The organism is Aliiroseovarius sediminilitoris (assembly GCF_900109955.1).
GTDB lineage: Bacteria > Pseudomonadota > Alphaproteobacteria > Rhodobacterales > Rhodobacteraceae > Aliiroseovarius > Aliiroseovarius sediminilitoris.
Genome location: NZ_FOJB01000003.1, coordinates 92,292 through 112,792 on the forward strand (window position 1 = coordinate 92,292; position 20,501 = coordinate 112,792).

Consider the following 20,501-nt stretch of genomic DNA (forward strand, 5'->3'; position numbering starts at 1 on the left):
CCTGCTGGGAGAGCAGATAGATCGCCACTTGACATAAGAACAATTCAAAATAATCAGGTATAAAACGATATCTACTTATAGATAGGAAGGTCCTCTTTCTTTCCAAGGACTTCGACGCTTTCGCTCTCGTTGATCTGAGCCAGTTCGGCGATAACAGCGTCTTGATCGGCGTCAATCTGTGACCGGATTGCAACAAGTGCGTTTTCAGCGACAGCCCGAATGCCGTCTTCAAGGTCGTCGCGCCAGACCGACCAGACAGGAAACGGAAAGATCGGCGCGTCCGGCACCAGATGCAATTCGCCCCGGTCGAGATAGCGTTTGATATAGCGCGCTGGCAGATAGGCTGCCGCCTTGCGCATCCGGACATAATCCGCCGCCAAGGCACCAAGCGACAGTGTCATTCCGGGGTTGGTCAGTTGCGGCAATTCAAGCGCGTGGGCGTGGACAAATTCGGGGCCCCAGTCCACAAACACATAACGATCCGCTATGTCGTCAAGACCGGCCTCCCACGACGCTGCAAGGACAAGCTCTTCGTCATATATCTTGCGCGCGGTCAGTCCTGGGCGCAGTTGTGGGCTGTACATCAGGCCAATCTGGACGATCCCTTCGACAAGAAACCGCATGATGCGGTCAGGCATGCCAAGTTCCGCACGAATATTGAGGGTCGGCATGGCGTCCTGCATACGGTCAATCCAACGAAACCCCAGTCGCGGCCATAACGAATATTGGGCACCGATGCTAAGCGACTTGCTATAGCCCTCGGGCACCCCAATCTGCTGGCGCGCTTCTTCCCAAATCTTGACAAGTGACAAAGCGTAGCGTTCGAACTCGCGCCCGGCGGGCGTAAGTTCAGCACCCGCTTTGGAGCGCAAGAAAAGCTGCTTTCCCAAACTTTCTTCCAACCGGGCCACGCGCAAACTGACAGCTGATTGTGTCACCAGAAGGCGTTCGCTGGCATTCACGAAAGAACCGCTTGCGGCAACCTCCAGAAAGGTACGAATGAGAGTGATATCCATGCGAGACATCCATAAGAAATACTGCGATCAGCCATGAGTGTAGCCAGTATTCGTCATTCTGTCTGTATCTCTTGATGCCCGATTCAGATGGCGAATGCCCGCCATTTCTTTCCTTGGGGAATATTCCGAAGGGCGTTTCGAAACCGCATGGTTTGCGAGCTGTTGGTGCTTGTTCAAATCCGGACATTCCGACCTATTCTCAACCCAGATGTCCCGGCCAGGACACTCCACTGTTCTTCCCTTCAAAAGCAGAGTAGTCTGACCTGAAGCTGATGTTTTAACGGAGATCGACCTGAATGACGCCATTCGCTATTGCCGGCGTGCAAATGTATGTGAACGCATTGCAACCAAACGTGGATGGGATGATCCATCGACTTGACGTTCTCATGGCACGCTTCCCCTGGACCCAGATGGTATTGTTCAGCGAACTGGCCGCATACGGACCACTGAACAAATTTGCCTTGCCGCTTCAAAACGAAGCAATAGACCGGTTTCGAGACGCCGCGATAAAACACAAAATCTGGCTGATACCCGGGTCGATGTTTGAAAAAACCGAAGATGGTAAAATCTATAACACGTCGACGGTCATCAACCCGCAAGGCGAAACAGTTGCGACCTATCGCAAGATGTTCCCCTTCCGCCCATACGAAGCTGGCGTCGAGGCTGGAACCGGGTTTTGCGTGTTCGACGTGCCCGAAGTTGGCCGGTTTGGATTGTCGATCTGCTATGACATCTGGTTCCCGGAAACGACCCGACAGCTTACCAGCCAAGGCGTCGAAGTCTTGCTGCACCCGGTTCTGACCGGCACCACCGACCGCGACGCGGAACTGGCCATTGCGCGTGCCACCGCCGCCCAATTTCAGTGCTATGTGATCGACGTCAATGGTCTGGGCGCTGGCGGCGTTGGCAAGTCCTGCGTGATCGACCCGTCGTCAATGGTTCTGCATCAGTCCGCTGGACAAGAGGACATGTTCCCGATTGAATTGGATCTGGACCAGGTTCGCCGACAACGCGAAACCGGAATGAAAGGACTGGGTCAGGTTTTGAAAAGTTTCCGCGACCGATCTGTCGACTTTTCCATCTATGACCGCGACAGCGGTGCCGACGCCTATCTGAAAACTCTTGGGCCTTTGGAAATTCCGACGCAAGGGTCGCGCGCCGGGCTGCATGTTGACGTTCCCGGCCAAACGACACCTGCCTTGGGCGAAGACACTGCACCGACGCAGGATACACCACCGCAATATCCTGCAAAGATTTACAGCAGCTAAGACAGGCGCCCTGACGACTAACGATTGCGCTTCAGTCTGCTCTGCATCCGATTAAGAAGGGGAGACATTCGATGCAATCAGTGAGCGACTATTACTCCGCGCTTCAACTACGGTCTGACCGCTGGAGCGCCTTGCGCGACGCCACCGCTGCCCTTTCGCGGGATGCCGAGGGTGAAAAATCAAAGCAGTTGATCGGAAAGATTGGACAGCTTTTTGACTCGCTGTCCTTGATCGAAGCCTATTGGGCTTTCCCTGGCATGCAGGCGTTTGACGTCATTCGCCGCCAGTTCGAACATCGGAAATATGACGACGTTGCCTTTTCGGTTCAGCGCATAACCCGGGCCCTGACGACGGGCGCATATCGGCGCAGGCAAGTTCCGCTGGAACGCGACAGCGTGGACGCCGACGAACATGAAGACGAGGTCGTCCAGTCTTTGGAAGCGCGGGCGTTGACCAAGCCCTATTTCGAGGTTCTGGTCGTCGATGACCTGAATGAACATCAGGAACGCTGGCTAAAAAACAGCTTTTCGCGAATGCGGCGCGATGAAGACCCGTTTCACTATGAAATCGTGGTGGTTCCCAGCCTGCAAGATGCGTTGATCGGGGTGCTGTTCAACCACAACATTCAGGCCATCGTCGTGCGCCCCGGTTTGAAGATGGATTCACAGGTCGAACTGGCCATTCTGACACGCTATCTGAACCGCGCTGGCGGGATCGAGGATATCGAGGCGCTAGAGCCTGAAAGCTACGGACCGGAACTGTGCCGGTTGGTTGCAAAGGTCCGCCCTGAACTTGATGCCTATCTGGTCACGGATCGTTCGGTCGAAGATATCGCCGGGCTGGATCTGGGAATTTGTCGCCGAGTTTTCTATAATCAGGAAGATTTTCTTGAGCTTCATCTGAACATCCTGCGCGGCGTTCAGGCGCGGTATAAAACACCGTTTTTCACCGCACTGGTCGAATATTCAAAGCAACCCACCGGTGTGTTCCATGCCCTGCCCATCAGCCGCGGGAAATCCATTTCACGCAGCCATTGGATTCAGGATATGGGCGCGTTTTACGGCCCCAACATCTTCATGGCCGAGACTTCGGCCACATCGGGCGGTCTGGACAGTTTGCTGGAACCCCACGGCCCGATCAAAGAGGCGCAGGAACTGGCAAGTCGTGCGTTTGGCTCTAAGCAGACATTCTTTGCCACCAATGGCACGTCAACCTGCAATAAAATCGTTGTGCAGGCTCTGGTTCGGCCGGGCGACATTGTTCTGGTCGATCGTGATTGCCACAAATCGCACCATTACGGCATGGTTCTGGCCGGGGCGCAGGTTGTCTATCTCGATAGCTATCCATTGAATGAATATTCGATGTATGGCGCGGTGCCATTGCGTGAGATCAAGCATCAACTGCTCAAACTCAAGGCCGAGGGCAAGCTGGAACGCGTGCGGATGCTGTTGCTGACGAACTGCACGTTCGATGGCATCGTTTACAACGTCGAGCGGGTGATGGAAGAATGTCTGGCGATCAAACCCGACCTTGTTTTCCTGTGGGATGAGGCCTGGTTCGCCTTTGCCCGGTTTGGGCCGACCTATCGTCAGCGCACCGCCATGAATGCCGCAAACAACCTGCGTGACCGACTGCGCACCAAGGATCACGAACGGGCTTATCTTGAACAGCAAAAGCAGCTTGAGAAAGCCGATGATGAAACCATCCTGAACACGCACCTCATCCCGCCGCCGGATGCCAGAATTCGTGTCTATGCAACCCATTCAACCCACAAGACCCTGACCTCGTTACGGCAAGGGTCGATGATCCATGTCAACGATCAGGACTTCAAAGGCGAGGTCGAGGCCAGCTTCCGCGAAGCCTATATGACCCATACGTCAACGTCGCCAAATTACCAGATCATCGCCTCTTTGGATGTCGGCAGACGGCAGGTAGAGCTTGAAGGCTTTGAATTTGTTCAGCGACAGGTTGAGGCCGCGATGTCGATGCGCCGGGCGATTTCGACCCATCCAAAATTGCAGAAATACTTCAAGGTTTTGACGGCGGGCGACATGATCCCCGAACAACATCGTGAAAGTGGCGTTCAAAGCTATTATGATTCCGAACAAGGTTGGACCGACATCTGGGATTGTTGGGAAAAGGACGAGTTCGTGCTTGATGCCACCCGCGTCACCCTTGCCGTGGGAGGCACCGGTTGGGACGGGGACACGTTCAAGACAAAGATCCTGATGGATAAATACGGAATTCAGATCAACAAGACCTCGCGCAACACGGTTTTGTTCATGACCAATATCGGCACAACCCGATCATCCGTCGCCTATCTGATCGAGGTTCTGGTCGAAATTGCCTCAGACCTTGATGACCTGCTTGATGATGCGTCGATCATGGAACGGCGCGGATTTGAAAAGCGGGTCAACAATCTGATGCATGATTTGCCGCCCCTGCCTGATTTCAGCCGGTTCCACGACAGTTTCCGCACGGACCAGACAACATCCGAAGGCGATATCCGTTCGGCGTTTTTTCTAAGTTATGATGAAAAGAACTGTGATTATCTGGAGCTTGATGGATCGTTGATATCCGCCGAGGAAGGCGGCGAGGATGTGGTGTCGGCCTCGTTCATCATTCCCTACCCCCCAGGCTTTCCGATCCTGGTGCCGGGGCAGGTCGTCAGCGCTGAAATCCTGGCCTTCATGCGCGCGCTGGATGTGAGCGAGATCCACGGATACCGCGAAGACCTGGGGCTGCGGGTGTTTACCCAGGATGCTCTGAAGCAGCAGATGAAGACAAATACGGCCCGACTGAAACTGAATGCCGCGCGAAATAAATAATACAAGAACAGGGAGAACGATAATGCCAACAGCTGTCTTGAAGAACATATCCGAGATCAGACGCCATTTTCACCGCAATGAGGATCCGATCTATTTTATTTCAGCGACCAATTTCAACCTGTTGGGCCTGGACGAATGGTGCAAGAACTTCAAATACATATGCTATATCGACTGCTACGATGGCAAGCATCCCAACGTGTTCTGTCCGTCCGAACAACCTCATGCGGAATTCCAATCAATCGAAGATATCAACAACTACCTTCTTCAGCACAAGGAAGTGATCGACCTTGTGAAACGGCGTGGCGGCAAGCCAAAGTTTGTGTTTCTGATGTTCGATGAAGAAACCGAGCGTTTGGCCAAAGAACTGGGCGCCGAAGTGTGGTTTCCCAAGGCCAAGCTGCGCACCAAGATGGACAACAAGATCGAAACCGTGCGCATCGGCAACAAAGCCGGGGTTCCGTCGGTGCCCAACGTCCTGGCCGAAGTCAAAGACTATGACGATCTGCGCAAGACCTGCGAGAAAGCAGGCATTGGTCACGATCTGGTCTTGCAGTCGGCCTTTGGGGACAGCGGGCACACGACGTTCTTCATCAAATCCGAGGCTGATTTCCGCCGCCACGAGCATGAAATCGTAGGCGAAGGCGAGATCAAGATCATGAAACGGATCGACTGCCGCGGCTCTGCGATTGAAGCCTGTGCCACCAGGCAAGGCACGATTGTCGGCCCGCTGATGACCGAGCTTGTCGGCTTCAAGGAACTGACCCCCTATCGTGGCGGCTGGTGTGGCAACGAAATCCTGTCCACCGCGTTCCCGCCCAAAGTGCGCCAGAAAGCCCGTGAACTGACCTTCAAATTCGGTGAGCAGTTGCGAAAAGAAGGCTATCGCGGCTATTTCGAGCTGGATTTCCTGATCGACAAAAAAACTGGTGACATCTGGTTGGGAGAGTTGAACCCGCGCATTACCGGCGCGTCTTCCATGACCAACCACGCCGCTTTTGCGCATGCCGACGCCCCTTTGTTTCTGTTCCATCTGCTTGAGTTTTCGAAAAAGAAATTCGAGCTGGATGTGAACGAGTTGAACAATCGCTGGGCCGACCCCGCGATGATCGACAGTTGGTCACAGATGGTTATCAAACACACGGAAGATAACGTCGATATTGCGACCGAAGTGCCCGAAACCGGCATTTACAGGATGCGCGAAGACGGCAGCATCAATTTTGACCGTTTCGACTATCACCGTCGTGCCGTGGAAAGCGAGAACGAGGCGTTTTTCCTGCGCATTCTACAGCCGGGTGACTATCGATACGAGGGGGCCGACATCGGCATTCTTGTGACCCGTGGCCGTTCGATGACGCCGGGGTTCAAGTTGAACGAACGCGGCAAGCGCTGGATTCACGGCATCAAGCAAGGCGTGTCAGGCCGCCCCCTCCCGGTGGTCGAGGCGGGACCCGCGCTTGCCGATCCAGCCTTCAAAATACTGTAGGTCCCTGCACCCATGCGACTGAATTGGCGCGCCATTTCCGAAGCTGAACCCGGTCCTAAATGGGCCGGGTTGTTTGAAGAATACTGGCCCGCCTATCATCGTTGGTGGATGAGCGAAGGCGCAGAAGCCCGACCCGGATATTGGGACAGCCTGCAAGCCTTGAAAAAGCATATGCCCGAAATGCTGCCGCTTTATGGAGAGCTTTGTGAACTGGCGGGCGGTTCTGACCACGCCGCGCGATTTCTGAGCTTTTATTGCCCGCCTGCCTATTTGTCCGGCTGTTCGCAGGCAATCTGGCCGGGGGCAGAGCCGGTTCTGGTGCGCAACTATGATTATAGCCCGCACGCCTTTGACAGCCTGATCCTGCACACCAGATGGAAAGGCAGAACCGTAATGGGCACCAGTGACGGTTTGTGGGGACTTGTGGATGGTGTGAACGACGCGGGTCTTGCGATCTCGCTTACGTTTGGCGGGCGTCGGGTGGTGGGTGACGGCTTTGGCGTGCCATTGATCCTGCGCTATGTTTTGCAAACCTGCGAGACTGCGGCAGAGGCCGGTAAAGTGCTGGCGCGTGTGCCCACGCATATGAGCTATAACGTCACCGTGGTGGATGCAAAACGCCGCTATCTGACGGCTTTGATGGCACCGGATCGGGCGACGCTCATTACCCATGCGGCTGTTGCAACAAATCATCAGGAAAAGGTCGAATGGGCAAGCCACGCGCGGCTTACCGCGACAGTCGAGCGCGAACGTTTCTTACTTCAGCGCCTCACCCTGCACACCGAACCCGAAGAAAAATTCATCGGTGCCTTTTTGAAACCACCGTTGTACTCGTCCGCTTTCGATCATGGTTTCGGCACGCTTTACACCGCAGTCTATCGACCGAGAAAACTGGAAATGGAAGTTTACTGGCCGAAAGCACGTTGGCGGCTGGACCTTCGGAAATTCCAGGAAGGTGAACAACAGATTTTCACGCCAACACTTGCGGTCTAAGACTCCGCCGATTTCGTCAAGCCAATACATCATCCGCTGTGTGGTGGGACGTAAGGTTGGACCTTCGGGATCCAGCGCGGCACCGAGGCTTTGTAATCCAGGTATTCCTTGCCAAATCGCCGCGCCAGGCCAGGTTCTTCCACGAAGGCAAAATAGATGGTGTTGAGTATAAAGAACCCCACGCCCCACCCCAACAGCGCCAAGCTGCCTAACGCAACTGCTTCCGCAATGATGATCAAAATGACCGACGTGAGCATTGGGTTGCGCATATGACGGTAAGGTCCGCTGACGACAAACTTTTTCGGCGGATCCCAGGGCGCGGGCGTTCCTTCGCCCTCGTGCAAGAACTGCGTCATCGTCTTGATGGCAAGCGCAAATGCCGGTGCGGCCAAGATCGCGGCCATCACCCATGCCAGCGCGCCACTCTGCAACCGGTTGAAGGGCCAGCCATCGCCAAGCCATTGGATGAATAACGGAACATAGATCAAGGCCGTCCCCGGCAGGATCAAAACCGCTTTGGTCATTCGCCAGAACATACCGATATCCTATCACAACTGTCCTGCCACGGCAGTCCGGTTCTGGACATATCCGCTTGGCTTACCCGCGCGGCACGCCGTTTTGCAATATTGTCATCACGTCAGGTGCAGTCAGTTGGACAGGGTTGGCCTTCATCGAACTGGATTTCAGTGCATCGTGTATCAGTGCGTCCGCTTGTGTCTGGTCGGCCAATAGATCAACCAAGTCCGGGATACCCTGCAAGTCAAACACGTCTGAAAGTTCGGTGAAACTCCGATCACCCCAACCATCAAACACCGCCACGATTTTGCGCTTCAGAAAGTCGTATCTTTCCAAACTGCCCCCTTCGGCTTTCGTGCGTTGAAAATTCACATCCAGCGACGGGCCAAGAAGGTTCGCGCAAATCATTCCGTGCGCAAGGTTGGTTTTCCCACCAATCACACCGGCAAGCCCGTGGACCGCACCAAGACCAGCGTTTGCAAGCGCGATGCCGCTGATCATGCTGACATAGGCCAACGCGTCGCGTGCATCTGGGTCCTCGCACCTCATCAACGTCGCCACGGCTTGCAACCCCATCGGGATAGCAGGTCGACACAGCGCATCGGTCAACGGGTTCGCCCGGCAGGACAGAAATGGCTCGATCACCTGTGTGACCGCATCCAGACCCGACGACACAGTGACCTGTCTCGGCGCGTTGTCGGTCAGGGCGGGATCGACGATGGCCATTGTCGGATACATGCGATCATCGCGCAGGCTGACCTTCAGGGCGGCATCGGGCACGCTGATCACGGCATTTCTGGTCATTTCGGCGCCCGTCCCTGCCGTCGTGGGCACAGCGACAAGCGGCAGCGGTTGTGCGCCAAGTGGCAGGCCTGCCCCGACCACTTCCAGATGGTCCATCAGATCGCTGCCCGATGGGATCAGCGCCGCTGCCGCCTTGCCCAGATCAATCGCCGAGCCGCCACCAATGGCCAGCACCGCCTGAACCTGATGTGCACGCCCTGCGTTCACCGCCAGTTCCACTTGCGACACCGTTGGCTCGCCCTTAGCGAAAACCGTTTCAAGCGTTGCACCTTTTTGGACAAGGTCATGGGCGATGTCGTCAACCCGATCGACCGAGCGCCCGCGCACCAAAAGAATGCGTTCTCCAAAACTCAGCACGTGGTCGCAGACGGTGTCCGCCTGTCCACGGCCAAACAGGGTTTTTCCCGGTGTTTTGAAACCAAAGGGCGTCATGTCATGCCGTGCGTTCTAGAAAGAAAGTGTCGCCGCGACGGCGCGTTTCCAAGCCGCGTATTTTCTGTCGCGATCCGCACTCGCCATGGTCGGAGTGAATTGATGTTCAAGCGCCCAGGTGCGGGCAAATTCTGCCTGTCCGGGATAAACACCGGCGCGCTGTCCGGCCAACCAGGCTGCACCCATTGCCGTGGTTTCCAGCACTGCGGGGCGGTCGACTGCGGCTCCGATGATATCGGCCAAGAACTGCATCGTGAAATCCGAGGCGCTCATCCCGCCATCGACGCGCAGGGTCGCGGTCTCGGCGTCGCCCATGTCAGCCTGCATCGCCTCAAGCAAATCGCGGGTTTGGAAGCCAATGCTTTCCAGCGCCGCACGGGCAAATTCGGCGGGCCCGGAATTGCGGGTCAGGCCAAACACTGCGCCGCGACATTCGGCATTCCAGTAAGGCGCACCCAGGCCGGTAAAGGCGGGAACCAGCACAAGCGATTGCGCCGGATCGGCGGCTTCGGCCAGTGGCTGGGTCTCGGGCGCGCTGGTAATGATTTGCAACCCATCGCGCAGCCATTGCACCACCGCCCCGGCGATAAAGATAGACCCTTCCAGCGCATAGGTCGGTTTGCCGTCAAGCTGATAGGCGATGGTGGTCAGCAGCCGGTTCTGGCTGACGACCGGCGCATCACCGGTATTGAGCAGCGCAAAACACCCGGTGCCATAGGTCGATTTCAGCATGCCCGGTTCGAAACACGCCTGCCCCACCGTCGCCGCCTGTTGATCGCCTGCGACACCAAGGATCGGGATCGGCGCCCCAAAGGTCTTGGTCACGCCGAAATCTGCGGCGCAATCCAGCACTTCGGGCAACAGCGCCATCGGGATGTCCAGCATCTTGCACATGGTGGCCGACCAGCGCCCCTTGCGGATGTCGTAAAGCATTGTGCGTGCGGCATTTGTGGCGTCGGTCACATGGCGCTGGCCGTCAGTCAGGTTCCATATCATCCAGCTGTCCACTGTGCCAAAAGCAAGCTCTCCGGCCTCGGCTTGCGCGCGCGCGCCGTCAACATTGTCCAGCAGCCAGCGCACTTTGGTGGCACTGAAATAGGGGTCCAGCAACAATCCGGTTCTGTCGCGCACAGTTGCTTCATGACCCTGTTCTTTCAGCGATTGGCACAGGTCTGATGTGCGGCGGTCCTGCCAGACAATCGCATTGTGGATCGGCTTGCCGGTGGCGCGGTCCCAGATCAGGGTGGTTTCACGCTGGTTGGTAATTCCCAAGGCGGTGATGTCAGCGGCGCTTAGCCCGCCCTTGTCCAGTGCTGCACGACAGGTTGACAGGGTGGTGGACCACAGGTCGCCGGCATCGTGTTCAACCCAACCGGATGCCGGAAAATGTTGTGGAAATTCCTCTTGGGCGCTGGCGACAATTTTCATGTCTGCATCGAAAACAAGCGCGCGACTGGACGTTGTGCCCTGGTCGATAGCGAGGATATGGGTCATGGCGCGTCTCCTCGTCTGGATGATAGCCAAGTGAAACTTCTTGAAATTCAAAGGGTGGTCGGGGCCTTCTGGCCCCGACCGGGAACGATCAGTTCCAGGACGCAATCAGCTCGTCATAGCTGACCGTCTTGGGCTCTTCGTCTTCGTTGGCAAGTTTGGCCTTGGGCGAACCCGGCTGGCTCAGCCAGTATTCCGGATCCTGTTCTTCGTTCATCTTCGGGCCAATATCGCCCTGGATGCCGGCGCGTTCAAGACGCTCCAGAACCCGTTCCTGGTCAGCACACAGACTGTCCAGAGCTTCCTGCGGAGTTTTCGCACCGGACATAGCGTCGCCGATATTCTGCCACCACAGTTGCGCGAGCTTCGGATAATCCGGAACGTTGGTGCCGGTCGGCGACCATGCAACACGGGCCGGCGAACGATAGAACTCGATCAGACCGCCAAGTTTGTCGGCACGCTCGGTGAAGCTCTCATGCTGGATTGTGCTTTCACGGATAAACGTCAGACCCACATGCGCTTTCTTCACGTCCACAGTCTTGGATGTGACGAACTGGGCATAGAGCCACGCCGCCTTGGCACGATCAACCGGGGTCGACTTCATCAGCGTCCAGGATCCAACGTCCTGATAGCCGATCTTGGTGCCTTCGGTCCAATACGCGCCATGCGGTGACGGCGCCATGCGCCATTTCGGCGTGCCGTCCTCGTTCATCACCGGCAGGTCGGGAATGACCGTTGCGGCGGTAAACGCGGTGTACCAGAACATCTGCTGGGCGACGTTACCCTGCGCAGGAATTGGGCCTGCCTCAGAGAAGGTCATACCAGCCGCCGCAGGGGGCGAGTACTTCTCAAGCCACTCGATGGCCTTGGTCACGGCGTAGACGGCAGCGGGGCCATTGGTAGCACCCCCACGCGCGACGCACGAGCCGACGGGCTGCGAGTTCTCGTTCACGCGAATGCCCCATTCGTCAACCGGCAACCCGTTCGGCTCACCCTTGTCGCCCGCACCGGCCATGGACAGCCACGCATCGGTGTAGCGCCAGCCAAGCGATGGGTCTTTCTTGCCATAGTCCATATTGCCAAAGACTTCGCCCTCGACGCCCATATGCGACAGGTCGCGACCGGTGAAGAATTCGGCAATGTCCTCGTATGCGGACCAGTTGACCGGAACGCCAAGGTCGTAGCCATAGGCTTCCTTGAAGTCGGCCTTGTTCTTGTCGTCATTGAACCAATCGTAGCGGAACCAATACAGGTTGGCGAACTGCTGATCAGGTAACTGATAAAGCTTGCCATCGGGCGCGGTCGTAAACTGCAGGCCGATGAAATCATCAAGATCAAGTCCGGGGTTGGTCACGTCCGCGCCTTCGCCGGCCATCCAGTCGGTCAGGTTGCGGGCTTGCTGATAGCGCCAGTGGGTGCCGATCAGATCGCTGTCATTGATATAGGCGTCATAGATATTCTCGCCCGACTGCATCTGGGTTTGCAGCTTTTCCACCACATCGCCTTCGCCGATCAGGTCATGTGTGACCTTGATGCCGGTGATTGCCGTGAAGGCCGGGGCAAGAACCTGGCTTTCGTATTCGTGGGTGGTGATGGTTTCCGAGACAACCTTGATTTCCATACCAGTAAACGGAGCGGCAGCATCGATGAAGAACTGCATCTCGGCTTCTTGCGCGGCACGGTCAAGCGACGAAAGATCGCCGATTTCAGCATCGAGAAAGGCCTGCGCCTCCTCCATGCCCGCAAAAGCGGTACTTCCCAGCAAGGTCAAGGCCATTGCCAGGGATGTGGTTGATTTCAACGTCAAGTTCATGTGGATCCTCCCAATTGTAGGAACTTGGTTGCGACGAAGGCGGCGCCCGTTTCGGTTTCTCAGGCCCTGTCGGGTGTCGCCGGTTTGCCATTTGCTACACCCAGCGGAAGACCGCCGCGGCGTAGATCAGGCAGACGATCAGTGCAAAAGGTTGGTTTGCGCCGACCAATCCAAGCCAGGCCAAATTGATAAAGGCCGAGCCGAGAAGGGTAATGAAGAGGCGGTCGCCTCTGGTGGTTTCGATCCGCAAAACGCCAACGCGCGGCGTTTCGGGGAATCTGATTGCCAGCACCGTGAACGTGATCAGCAGACTCGCGATGACCATGAAGAAAATCGCGGTCGGCCATGTCCATGCCATCCATTCCATAATACAGCCCTCCTTGATTCAGGCTTACACGCGACCCAGGGCAAAGCCCTTGGCGATGTAGTTGCGGACAAAATAGATCACCAGCGCACCGGGCACGATGGTCAGCACCCCGGCAGCCGCCAGCACGCCCCAGTCGATACCCGCGGCACCCTGCGTCCGTGTCATGATTGCGGAAATCGGCTTGGCATCCACCGTGGTCAGGGTGCGGCTGAGCAGCAGTTCGACCCACGAGAACATGAAGCAGAAAAACGCGGCCACCCCGATCCCACTGGCAATCAGCGGCGTGAAGATTTTCACGAAGAACCTGCCGAAGCTGTAGCCGTCGATATAGGCCGTCTCGTCGATCTCTTTCGGCACGCCACGCATGAACCCTTCCAGGATCCACACCGCCAGCGGCACGTTGAAAAGCGTATGCGCCAGTGCGACCGCGATGTGCGTGTCGAACAACCCGACCGAGCTGTAGAGCTGGAAGAACGGCAAGGCAAAGACCGCGGGCGGCGCCATCCGGTTGGTCAGCAGCCAGAAGAACAGATGCTTGTCACCCATGAAGTGGTAACGGCTGAACGCATAGGCCGCCGGCAGCGCCACCGCCAAGCTGATCACGGTGTTGATGGTCACATAGATGATCGAGTTGACATACCCCATATACCAAGCCGGATCGGTCAATATCGTCCGGTAGTTCGACAGCGTCAGATCCTTGGGAAACAGGGTGAACTGGTTCAGGATCTCGGTGTTGGTCTTCAGGCTCATGTTCAACAGCCAATAGATCGGCAGCAGCAGGAAAACGAGATAAAGGGTCATTACAACTGTGCGGCTGTTGATCCAGCTCAGGCCGAAACCGCCTTTTGATTTGGTCGCTGTCATATCGGTCATTGTTCAGCCCTCCTGTTTGTCGAGGTTTGTCATCACGGTGTAGAACACCCAGCTGACAAGAAGGATCACAAGGAAATACATGATCGAGAATGCCGCCGCCGGTCCAAGATCAAACTGTCCCAGCGCCATCTTGACAAGGTCAATCGACAACATCGTCGTGGCATTTCCGGGGCCACCGCCGGTGACGACGAAAGGCTCGGTATAGATCATGAAACTGTCCATGAAACGCAGCAGAATGGCGATCATCAGCACGCCCATCATCTTGGGCAACTCAATGAAGCGGAAGACTTTCCAACGCGACGCCTGGTCGATCTTGGCGGCCTGATAATATGCATCGGGGATCGACTTCAGCCCGGCAAAAGCCAACAGCGCCACCAGCGAGGTCCAATGCCAGACATCCATCACGATAATCGTGATCCAGGCGGCGACGGTGTCTTGCGTGTAGTTATAGGAAATCCCAAGCGCGTCCAGCGTATAGCCCAGAAGGCCGATATCGACGCGACCGAAAATCTGCCAGATGGTGCCGACCACGTTCCACGGGATCAACAGGGGAAGCGACATCAGCACCAGACAGAAGCTGGACCAGAAGCCGCCCTTGGGCATGTTCAGCGCCACGAAGATCCCCAGCGGAATCTCGATCGCCAGAATGATCGCCGAGAACATCGCCTGCCGTGCAAGCGCATCCCACATCCGATCCGATTCCAGCATTTCCGAGAACCACTCAAGCCCCGCCCAGAAGAACTGGTTGTTGCCGAACGTGTCCTGCACCGAATAATTCACCACCGTCATCAGTGGAACCACCGCCGAAAAGGCGACCAGCACCAGCACGGGCAACACAAGGAACCACGCCTTTTGATTGACTGTTTTCTGCATCAGACGGCCCCTCCCACGGGTTCGTTTTGTGCACCAGACGGCGCGACGCGCCAGTCATTCGCATAGACGTTGACACGACCGGCATCGAAGGTGATGCGGTTCATATCCGCGCCGATCTCTTCGCCTTCATTGGCAATGATATTGATGTCACGACCGAAAAATTCGGCGCGAACGATCTTGTGACGACCCACATCCTCGACCCGGTTCAGCTTGACCGGAAGGCCGCCTTCGGACACCAGTCTTGTGTATTCCGGGCGCACGCCGATCTCGACCTTGCCGCTTTGCGGCGCGTATCCGGCACCAAGCGGGATCTCGACCCCGTCGATCACCGCCGTGTCGCCCCGGACCGACGCTTCCAGCAGGTTCATTCCGGGCGAGCCGATGAAGAAGCCAACGAAGGTGTGCGCGGGCCGCTCGAACAATTCCTCGGGTGTGCCGATCTGCACAACCCGGCCATCATACATCACCACCACCTTGTCCGCGAAGGTCAAGGCTTCGGTCTGGTCGTGGGTGACATAGATCATCGTGTGACCAAATTCGTGGTGCAGTGATTTCAACTGCGTGCGCAATTCCCACTTCATATGCGGGTCGATCACCGTCAGCGGTTCATCAAACAACAGCGCGTTCACGTCCTCGCGCACCATGCCCCGGCCAAGGCTGATCTTCTGTTTGGCATCGGCGGTCAGGCCGCGCGCCTTGCGATCCAGCTCGGCCTCCATGCCGATCATCTTGCCGATCTGCTGAACCCGCTGGGCGACATAACTGGCATCCGCGCCTCGGTTCTTCAGCGGAAACGCCAGATTTTCGCGCACCGTCATGGTGTCATAGACCACCGGGAACTGGAACACCTGGGCGATGTTTCGCTCTGCGGTGGGCGCATAGGTGACATCGCGGTCATTGAACAGGATGCGGCCCTGACTGGGATGCAACAGGCCCGAGATGATGTTCAGCAACGTGGACTTGCCACAACCGGATGACCCCAGCAAGGCATAAGCCTCGCCATCCACCCAGTCATGGTTCAGCTCTTTCAACGCGAAGTCATCTTCGCTGGTCGGGTTGGGCAGATAGGAATGCGCCAGATTATCAAGGGTGATCTTTGCCATGGGTCAGGTCTCCTCAGGCGGCCATTGCGTAGGACGCGGGCGCAACCAGTTTGCCGCTTTCATCGAACACATAGACATGAGCCGGGTCGAGATAGACGCTTAGATCGGCACCCAGTTTCAGGTCATGCACGCCATGGATCAAACCGACCCAGCGCTCTCCGTGGTGATCAAGGTGAATAAACGTCTCTGATCCCGTCAGTTCGGTCACAACAAGCCGCGTTGCGAATTGCAATGCGTCAGAAGAATGACTTTGGATCTCCAGATGGTTCGGGCGGAATCCGGCGGTGTATTTGCCGTCGTCAAGATCGGCCAGGCTTCCGCTCGCGGTTGCTGACTGGCCTTCGCCGAACATAAGCTTGTCGCCTGCCTTTGTGACCGGCAGAAAATTCATCGGCGGATCGCTGAACACGCGGGCTGTGGTTGCATCCACCGGCTTGCGATAGACGGTTGGCGTCGGCCCGAACTGCGTCACCCGACCTTCCCACAACGTCGCGGTATTGCCACCCAACAAAAGCGCCTCTTCCGGTTCCGTGGTGGCATAGACAAAAATGCTGCCCGCCTCTTCGAATATCTTGGGAATTTCGATGCGCATTTCCTCGCGCAGCTTGTAATCCAGGTTGGCCAGAGGTTCGTCCAGCAAAACCAGCCCCGCGTCCTTGACCAACGCCCGCGCCAGCGCGCAGCGCTGTTGCTGGCCGCCCGACAATTCCAGAGGTTTGCGGTCAAGCAGCGGCGTCAATTGCATCATGTCAGCGGACTTTTTCACGGCGGCGTCAATCTCGCTCGTGCTCTTGCCCAGAAGTCGCAAGGGCGAGGCGATGTTGTCGTAAACCGTCATCGAGGGGTAATTGATGAACTGCTGGTAAACCATGGCGACCTTGCGATCCTGCACCCGCATACCGGTCACATCCTCGCCATTCCAAAGAATGCGACCGTCGTTGGGCACATCCAGTCCAGCCATCAGACGCATCAAGCTGGTCTTGCCCGACAGCGTCGGCCCAAGCAGCACATTCATCGTGCCGCTCTGTAACTCCAGGTCAGTGGGATGGATGTGCACCTGCCCATCCATTCGTTTGGTGACGCCGTCTAGCATCAAAGTCATTTTCGTCCTCCGCTAACGCAAAGCCCCCTATCCGGTGGCCCGCGCCTCCCCATTCGTGTCGGCTTTGGCCATCCAGTCGTCCAAGGCCAGTATTTGTTCGGCGGTCATCCGCAGACCCAACTTGCTGCGCCGCCAGACCACATCCCCGGCCTGTCGGGCGAATTCCCTGGTCATCAGCCAGCGCAGCTCTGCTTCGGTCAGCGTGGCGCCAAAGTCGTGACCCAAATCCGAAACCGATCGCGCCGTTTTCAAAATCTTCCAGGCATCAGTCCCATATGCGCGGATCATGCGTTCGGCCCAAAAGGTGTCAAGAAAGCCGTACTCCCGCTGCAACCGGGCCACCAGATCCGGCTTCTCACTCACTTTGAAATCACCGCCCGCCAGCGTCACACCCGCTGTCCATTGGCCCGGCAATTCCGGAAAAAACCGACCGATCCTATCCATCGCCGATTCCGCAAGACGGCGATAGGTGGTGATCTTTCCGCCAAACACATTGAGCAGCGGCGCACCACCTTCCGTATCCACCTTCAGCGTATAGTCACGCGTTGCTGCGGTGGCCGAACTTGCCCCGTCGTCGTAAAGCGGGCGCACACCGGAATAGGTCCAGACGATATCATCGCGGCTGATATCCCGCTTGAAATACTGATTGGCGAACGCGATCAGATAATCCTGTTCAGCCTCGGTGCAGACCGGTTCGATCGACGGGTCCTCATGATCCTGATCGGTGGTGCCGATCAGCGTGAAATCCTGTTCATAGGGAATGGCGAAGATAATCCGCCCGTCCGTGCCCTGGAAAAAATAGCATTTGTCGTGATCGTAAAGCCGCCGGGTCACAATATGGCTGCCGCGCACCAGCCTTACGCCATCTTGCGCTTTGCTGCGCACAGCGTTCTTGATGATATCACCCACCCAAGGCCCGCCTGCATTGACAAGCATACGCGCATGGAACAGCGATGTCTCACCCGTTGTGCGATTTTCCGTCTCGATCCGCCAATGATCGCCCTCGCGCCTTGCCGAGGTAACTTTGGTGCCAACCATGATCCTGGCGCCGCGCTCTGCCGCGTCGCGGGCGTTCAACGCCACAAGCCGCGCATCATCGACCCAGCAATCTGAATATTCATACGCTTTCACAAAGCGGTCGTCCAATGGCGCACCTTCCGGTCCGGCGCTCAGGTCAACCGTCGTTGTGCCCGGCAGGAGCTTTCGCCCGCCAAGATGGTCATACATGAAAAGACCCAGACGGATCAGCCATGCCGGGCGTCGCCCACGCAGCCAGGGCATGAAGATCTTCAGCAATTTCGAGGTCGGCGTCTCCCCTTCGAACCGCATATCCTTGTGATACGGCAGCACGAAGCGCATTGGCCAACTGATATGCGGCATTGCCTGAAGCAGCGTTTCACGCTCCATCAACGCTTCGCGCACCAGACGAAACTCAAAATATTCCAGATACCGCAACCCGCCATGAAACAGCTTTGTTGATGCCGACGACGTAGCCGACGCCAGGTCTTCCATCTCGGCCAAAGCGACGGACATCCCACGTCCAGAGGCATCCCGCGCGATGCCGCACCCATTGATTCCGCCACCGATGATGAAAAGATCGAAGGCATTATCGGTGGCAGCAGCCGGCATGGTTCCCCCCAAGGTTAGCGCTCGATACTGTTTTAACAGCTCACCTATAAAAAGAAAGTTGTTTGTTTTCGTTTATTTTCGATTTTTGTAGGAATATGAAATTTAAGAACAATTTACTGCATTCAACGGAATGAATTGATCGTTCTGGCTCCGATTTGATCAGAATCGCGGTCTGAAAAGAAAAATTTCACTCGAATCGGGCAGGCTCTTTCAGCGCCTCTGTGCAAAAAGAGCGCAAGGCAATTGCGGCTTCGTTCGTTTTCTTGTAATTTCCTTTGGAAACAGCAGGAAGCGCATGCGCCCGACCATATGTCCCAAGTTTTCCGTCACACAGAAATTCTGACCATCGCGCGCCGCGAGGGGAAAGTGACGGTCGAAGATCTGGCGGAACAGTTCGGTGTGACACTGCAAACAATCCGCCGCGATTTGACCGACCTTGCCGATGCGGGCCGGTTGGAGCGGGTGCATGGCGGCGCCGTCCTGCCCTCCGGGACCACCAATATCGGCTATGAAGAACGGCGCGCCCTGAACGCAGAGGTCAAGCGGAACATCGCGGTGTCCTGTGCTGCGCAGATCCCCGATGACGCATCGGTGTTTTTGAACATCGGCACCAGCACCGAAGCGGTGGCGACGGAGCTTCTGGGCCACAAGAACCTGATGGTCGTGACCAACAACATGAACGTCGCCAATATCCTGGTGGCCAATCCCGACTGCGAGATTGTGGTGGTCGGCGGCACCCTGCGCAGGTCAGATGGCGGGTTGGTCGGCAGCCTGACCACGGCAGCCATCAGTCGGTTCAAATTCGACATCGCGGTGATCGGGTGCTCGGCGATGGACATTGACGGCGACCTGCTGGATTTCGACCTTCAGGAAGTCGGTGTCAGCCAATCCATTATCCGGCAGTCACGTCGGGCCTTTCTGGTTGCCGATGTCTCCAAACTGACCCGGAAGGCCCCGGCGAAGATTGCGTCCCTTTCCGAATTGGATGCCTTTTTCACAGATCAGCCCCTGCCCCCCAGCTTGGCCGAAAAATGCCGCAACTGGGGCGTCAATGTCGTGGTGGCTGGCCGATCATAGGTCGCAGGCCATGGCCTGCTTGCAGCGGTGTATCATCTGAACGCTCCTTGGAATTGCTGCATTTTTCACGCACCCATCCCGTTCAGTTTTTCAGCACTGCCATATTGTCGGCGCGTCAGCCGATCCAGACCGGATCGCTGCCGAGCGGACCGTTGCATTAATCGGATTAGGCTGAGTTGATTTTTGAGGCGGGGCACTCTGTTATGCGGTGGGCTCAAACAGCTCTCTGATGAACTCGATTTCGCCCTTGGTGCCTTGTTGTTTGCGATGGATGTGGCCGCGTTTGATGGTCCTGATGGTCTCGATCCCGCTCAGGGCTGCTTTGGCGGCACCCCAAGAGCCGCTGCAGCGCGACATCGTCGCTCTCGATCCGAATGTTTTGCCATTTTCTGTCGATGTGCCTGATGCTGTTGAAATGTGGGTCATATCGGTGATTGATCTCGCGGATGACGCGCCGATAGCCGTGGGCTTTGTTGGTTCAGATCGTGACCGGCCGATGCAGCCGAACGCGTTCAATCACCTTGCGCACGAAGGCCTTGGCAGCTTTAGCGTGCCGCCGACACGGATATAGGTTTCATCCACATGCCAATCGACGCTTGCGCGGCGCAGAGGTTGCTCGGTTCGCTTTGTCAACTCAGGTTCAAACTTCTGAACCCAACGATACACCGTCGATCGGTCGATCGTGACACCGCGCTCTTCCAGTAGATCTGCGAGATCTAGATTGGGCAGCGTATAACGCAGATACCGCGGCTCGGCACATAGAATAATGTCTCGCGCGAAGCGGTCGTGTTTGAATGGCGATTTACGTGGCATGAGCAACCTCAAAAACATGA

At 56.7% G+C, this 20,501-nt stretch carries 16 protein-coding genes and 1 pseudogene; 5 read left to right on the forward strand and 12 right to left on the reverse strand.

Annotated features, from left to right (window positions below; genetic code table 11):
- Positions 1-71: 71 nt before the first annotated feature.
- On the reverse strand, positions 72-1,016 hold the full coding sequence (locus tag BMY55_RS16345; RefSeq protein WP_091433508.1) for a LysR family transcriptional regulator: 945 nt from the start codon (positions 1,014-1,016) through the stop codon (positions 72-74).
- Between the two features lie 296 nt (positions 1,017-1,312).
- Here BMY55_RS16345 and BMY55_RS16350 point away from each other — a divergent pair, with 296 nt between their 5' ends.
- The 4 genes from BMY55_RS16350 to BMY55_RS16365 all read left to right on the forward strand — a co-directional run bounded on the left by BMY55_RS16350 (position 1,313) and on the right by BMY55_RS16365 (position 7,588).
- Positions 1,313-2,284 (forward strand): carbon-nitrogen hydrolase family protein, encoded by a 972-nt coding sequence (locus BMY55_RS16350; RefSeq protein ID WP_091433511.1) that lies wholly within the window; start codon positions 1,313-1,315, stop codon positions 2,282-2,284.
- A 71-nt stretch (positions 2,285-2,355) separates the two neighbouring features.
- Positions 2,356-5,112: an aminotransferase class I/II-fold pyridoxal phosphate-dependent enzyme gene (locus BMY55_RS16355; protein WP_091433513.1), complete on the forward strand. Its 2,757-nt coding sequence runs from the start codon at positions 2,356-2,358 to the stop codon at positions 5,110-5,112.
- A gap of 22 nt (positions 5,113-5,134) precedes the next feature.
- The gene (locus BMY55_RS16360) at positions 5,135-6,595 is read left to right on the forward strand and encodes a biotin carboxylase (RefSeq protein ID WP_091433516.1); all 1,461 of its coding nucleotides are present in this window, start codon (positions 5,135-5,137) and stop codon (positions 6,593-6,595) included.
- 12 nt (positions 6,596-6,607) lie between these two features.
- Complete coding sequence (locus BMY55_RS16365; protein ID WP_177179410.1) at positions 6,608-7,588, forward strand: C45 family autoproteolytic acyltransferase/hydolase; 981 nt, start codon at positions 6,608-6,610, stop codon at positions 7,586-7,588.
- Positions 7,589-7,617: 29 nt separating this feature from the next.
- Here BMY55_RS16365 and BMY55_RS16370 read toward each other — a convergent pair whose 3' ends face one another.
- From BMY55_RS16370 to glpD, 10 genes are all read right to left on the reverse strand, one after another.
- The gene (locus tag BMY55_RS16370) at positions 7,618-8,124 is read right to left on the reverse strand and encodes a methyltransferase family protein (protein WP_091433517.1); all 507 of its coding nucleotides are present in this window, start codon (positions 8,122-8,124) and stop codon (positions 7,618-7,620) included.
- 61 nt (positions 8,125-8,185) lie between these two features.
- Positions 8,186-9,340, reverse strand: coding sequence for an iron-containing alcohol dehydrogenase (locus BMY55_RS16375; protein WP_091433520.1), 1,155 nt, complete (start codon positions 9,338-9,340; stop codon positions 8,186-8,188).
- A 15-nt stretch (positions 9,341-9,355) separates the two neighbouring features.
- Positions 9,356-10,834, reverse strand: coding sequence for a glycerol kinase GlpK (glpK, locus tag BMY55_RS16380; RefSeq protein ID WP_091433521.1), 1,479 nt, complete (start codon positions 10,832-10,834; stop codon positions 9,356-9,358).
- 88 nt (positions 10,835-10,922) lie between these two features.
- On the reverse strand, positions 10,923-12,644 hold the full coding sequence (locus BMY55_RS16385; protein WP_091433524.1) for an ABC transporter substrate-binding protein: 1,722 nt from the start codon (positions 12,642-12,644) through the stop codon (positions 10,923-10,925).
- Between the two features lie 94 nt (positions 12,645-12,738).
- Positions 12,739-13,011: a DUF2160 domain-containing protein gene (locus BMY55_RS16390; RefSeq protein ID WP_091433526.1), complete on the reverse strand. Its 273-nt coding sequence runs from the start codon at positions 13,009-13,011 to the stop codon at positions 12,739-12,741.
- A gap of 24 nt (positions 13,012-13,035) precedes the next feature.
- Entirely contained in the window at positions 13,036-13,884 is an 849-nt protein-coding gene (locus BMY55_RS16395) for a carbohydrate ABC transporter permease (RefSeq protein ID WP_091433528.1), read from the reverse strand.
- A gap of 3 nt (positions 13,885-13,887) precedes the next feature.
- On the reverse strand, positions 13,888-14,757 hold the full coding sequence (locus tag BMY55_RS16400; protein WP_091433530.1) for a carbohydrate ABC transporter permease: 870 nt from the start codon (positions 14,755-14,757) through the stop codon (positions 13,888-13,890).
- The gene (locus BMY55_RS16405; RefSeq protein WP_091433533.1) at positions 14,757-15,860 is read right to left on the reverse strand and encodes an ABC transporter ATP-binding protein; all 1,104 of its coding nucleotides are present in this window, start codon (positions 15,858-15,860) and stop codon (positions 14,757-14,759) included. Before BMY55_RS16405 ends, BMY55_RS16400 begins: the two co-directional genes overlap by 1 nt.
- Positions 15,861-15,873: 13 nt before the next feature.
- Entirely contained in the window at positions 15,874-16,962 is a 1,089-nt protein-coding gene (locus BMY55_RS16410) for an ABC transporter ATP-binding protein (RefSeq protein WP_091433536.1), read from the reverse strand.
- A gap of 27 nt (positions 16,963-16,989) precedes the next feature.
- Positions 16,990-18,591: a glycerol-3-phosphate dehydrogenase gene (glpD, locus tag BMY55_RS16415; protein ID WP_091433539.1), complete on the reverse strand. Its 1,602-nt coding sequence runs from the start codon at positions 18,589-18,591 to the stop codon at positions 16,990-16,992.
- 309 nt (positions 18,592-18,900) lie between these two features.
- Here glpD and BMY55_RS16420 point away from each other — a divergent pair, with 309 nt between their 5' ends.
- The gene (locus BMY55_RS16420) at positions 18,901-19,668 is read left to right on the forward strand and encodes a DeoR/GlpR family DNA-binding transcription regulator (protein ID WP_091433540.1); all 768 of its coding nucleotides are present in this window, start codon (positions 18,901-18,903) and stop codon (positions 19,666-19,668) included.
- Between the two features lie 201 nt (positions 19,669-19,869).
- On the opposite strand, the pseudogene BMY55_RS17225 reads toward BMY55_RS16420, so the two are convergent.
- Positions 19,870-20,481 (reverse strand): annotated as a pseudogene (locus BMY55_RS17225) (DDE-type integrase/transposase/recombinase).
- Positions 20,482-20,501 lie beyond the last annotated feature (20 nt).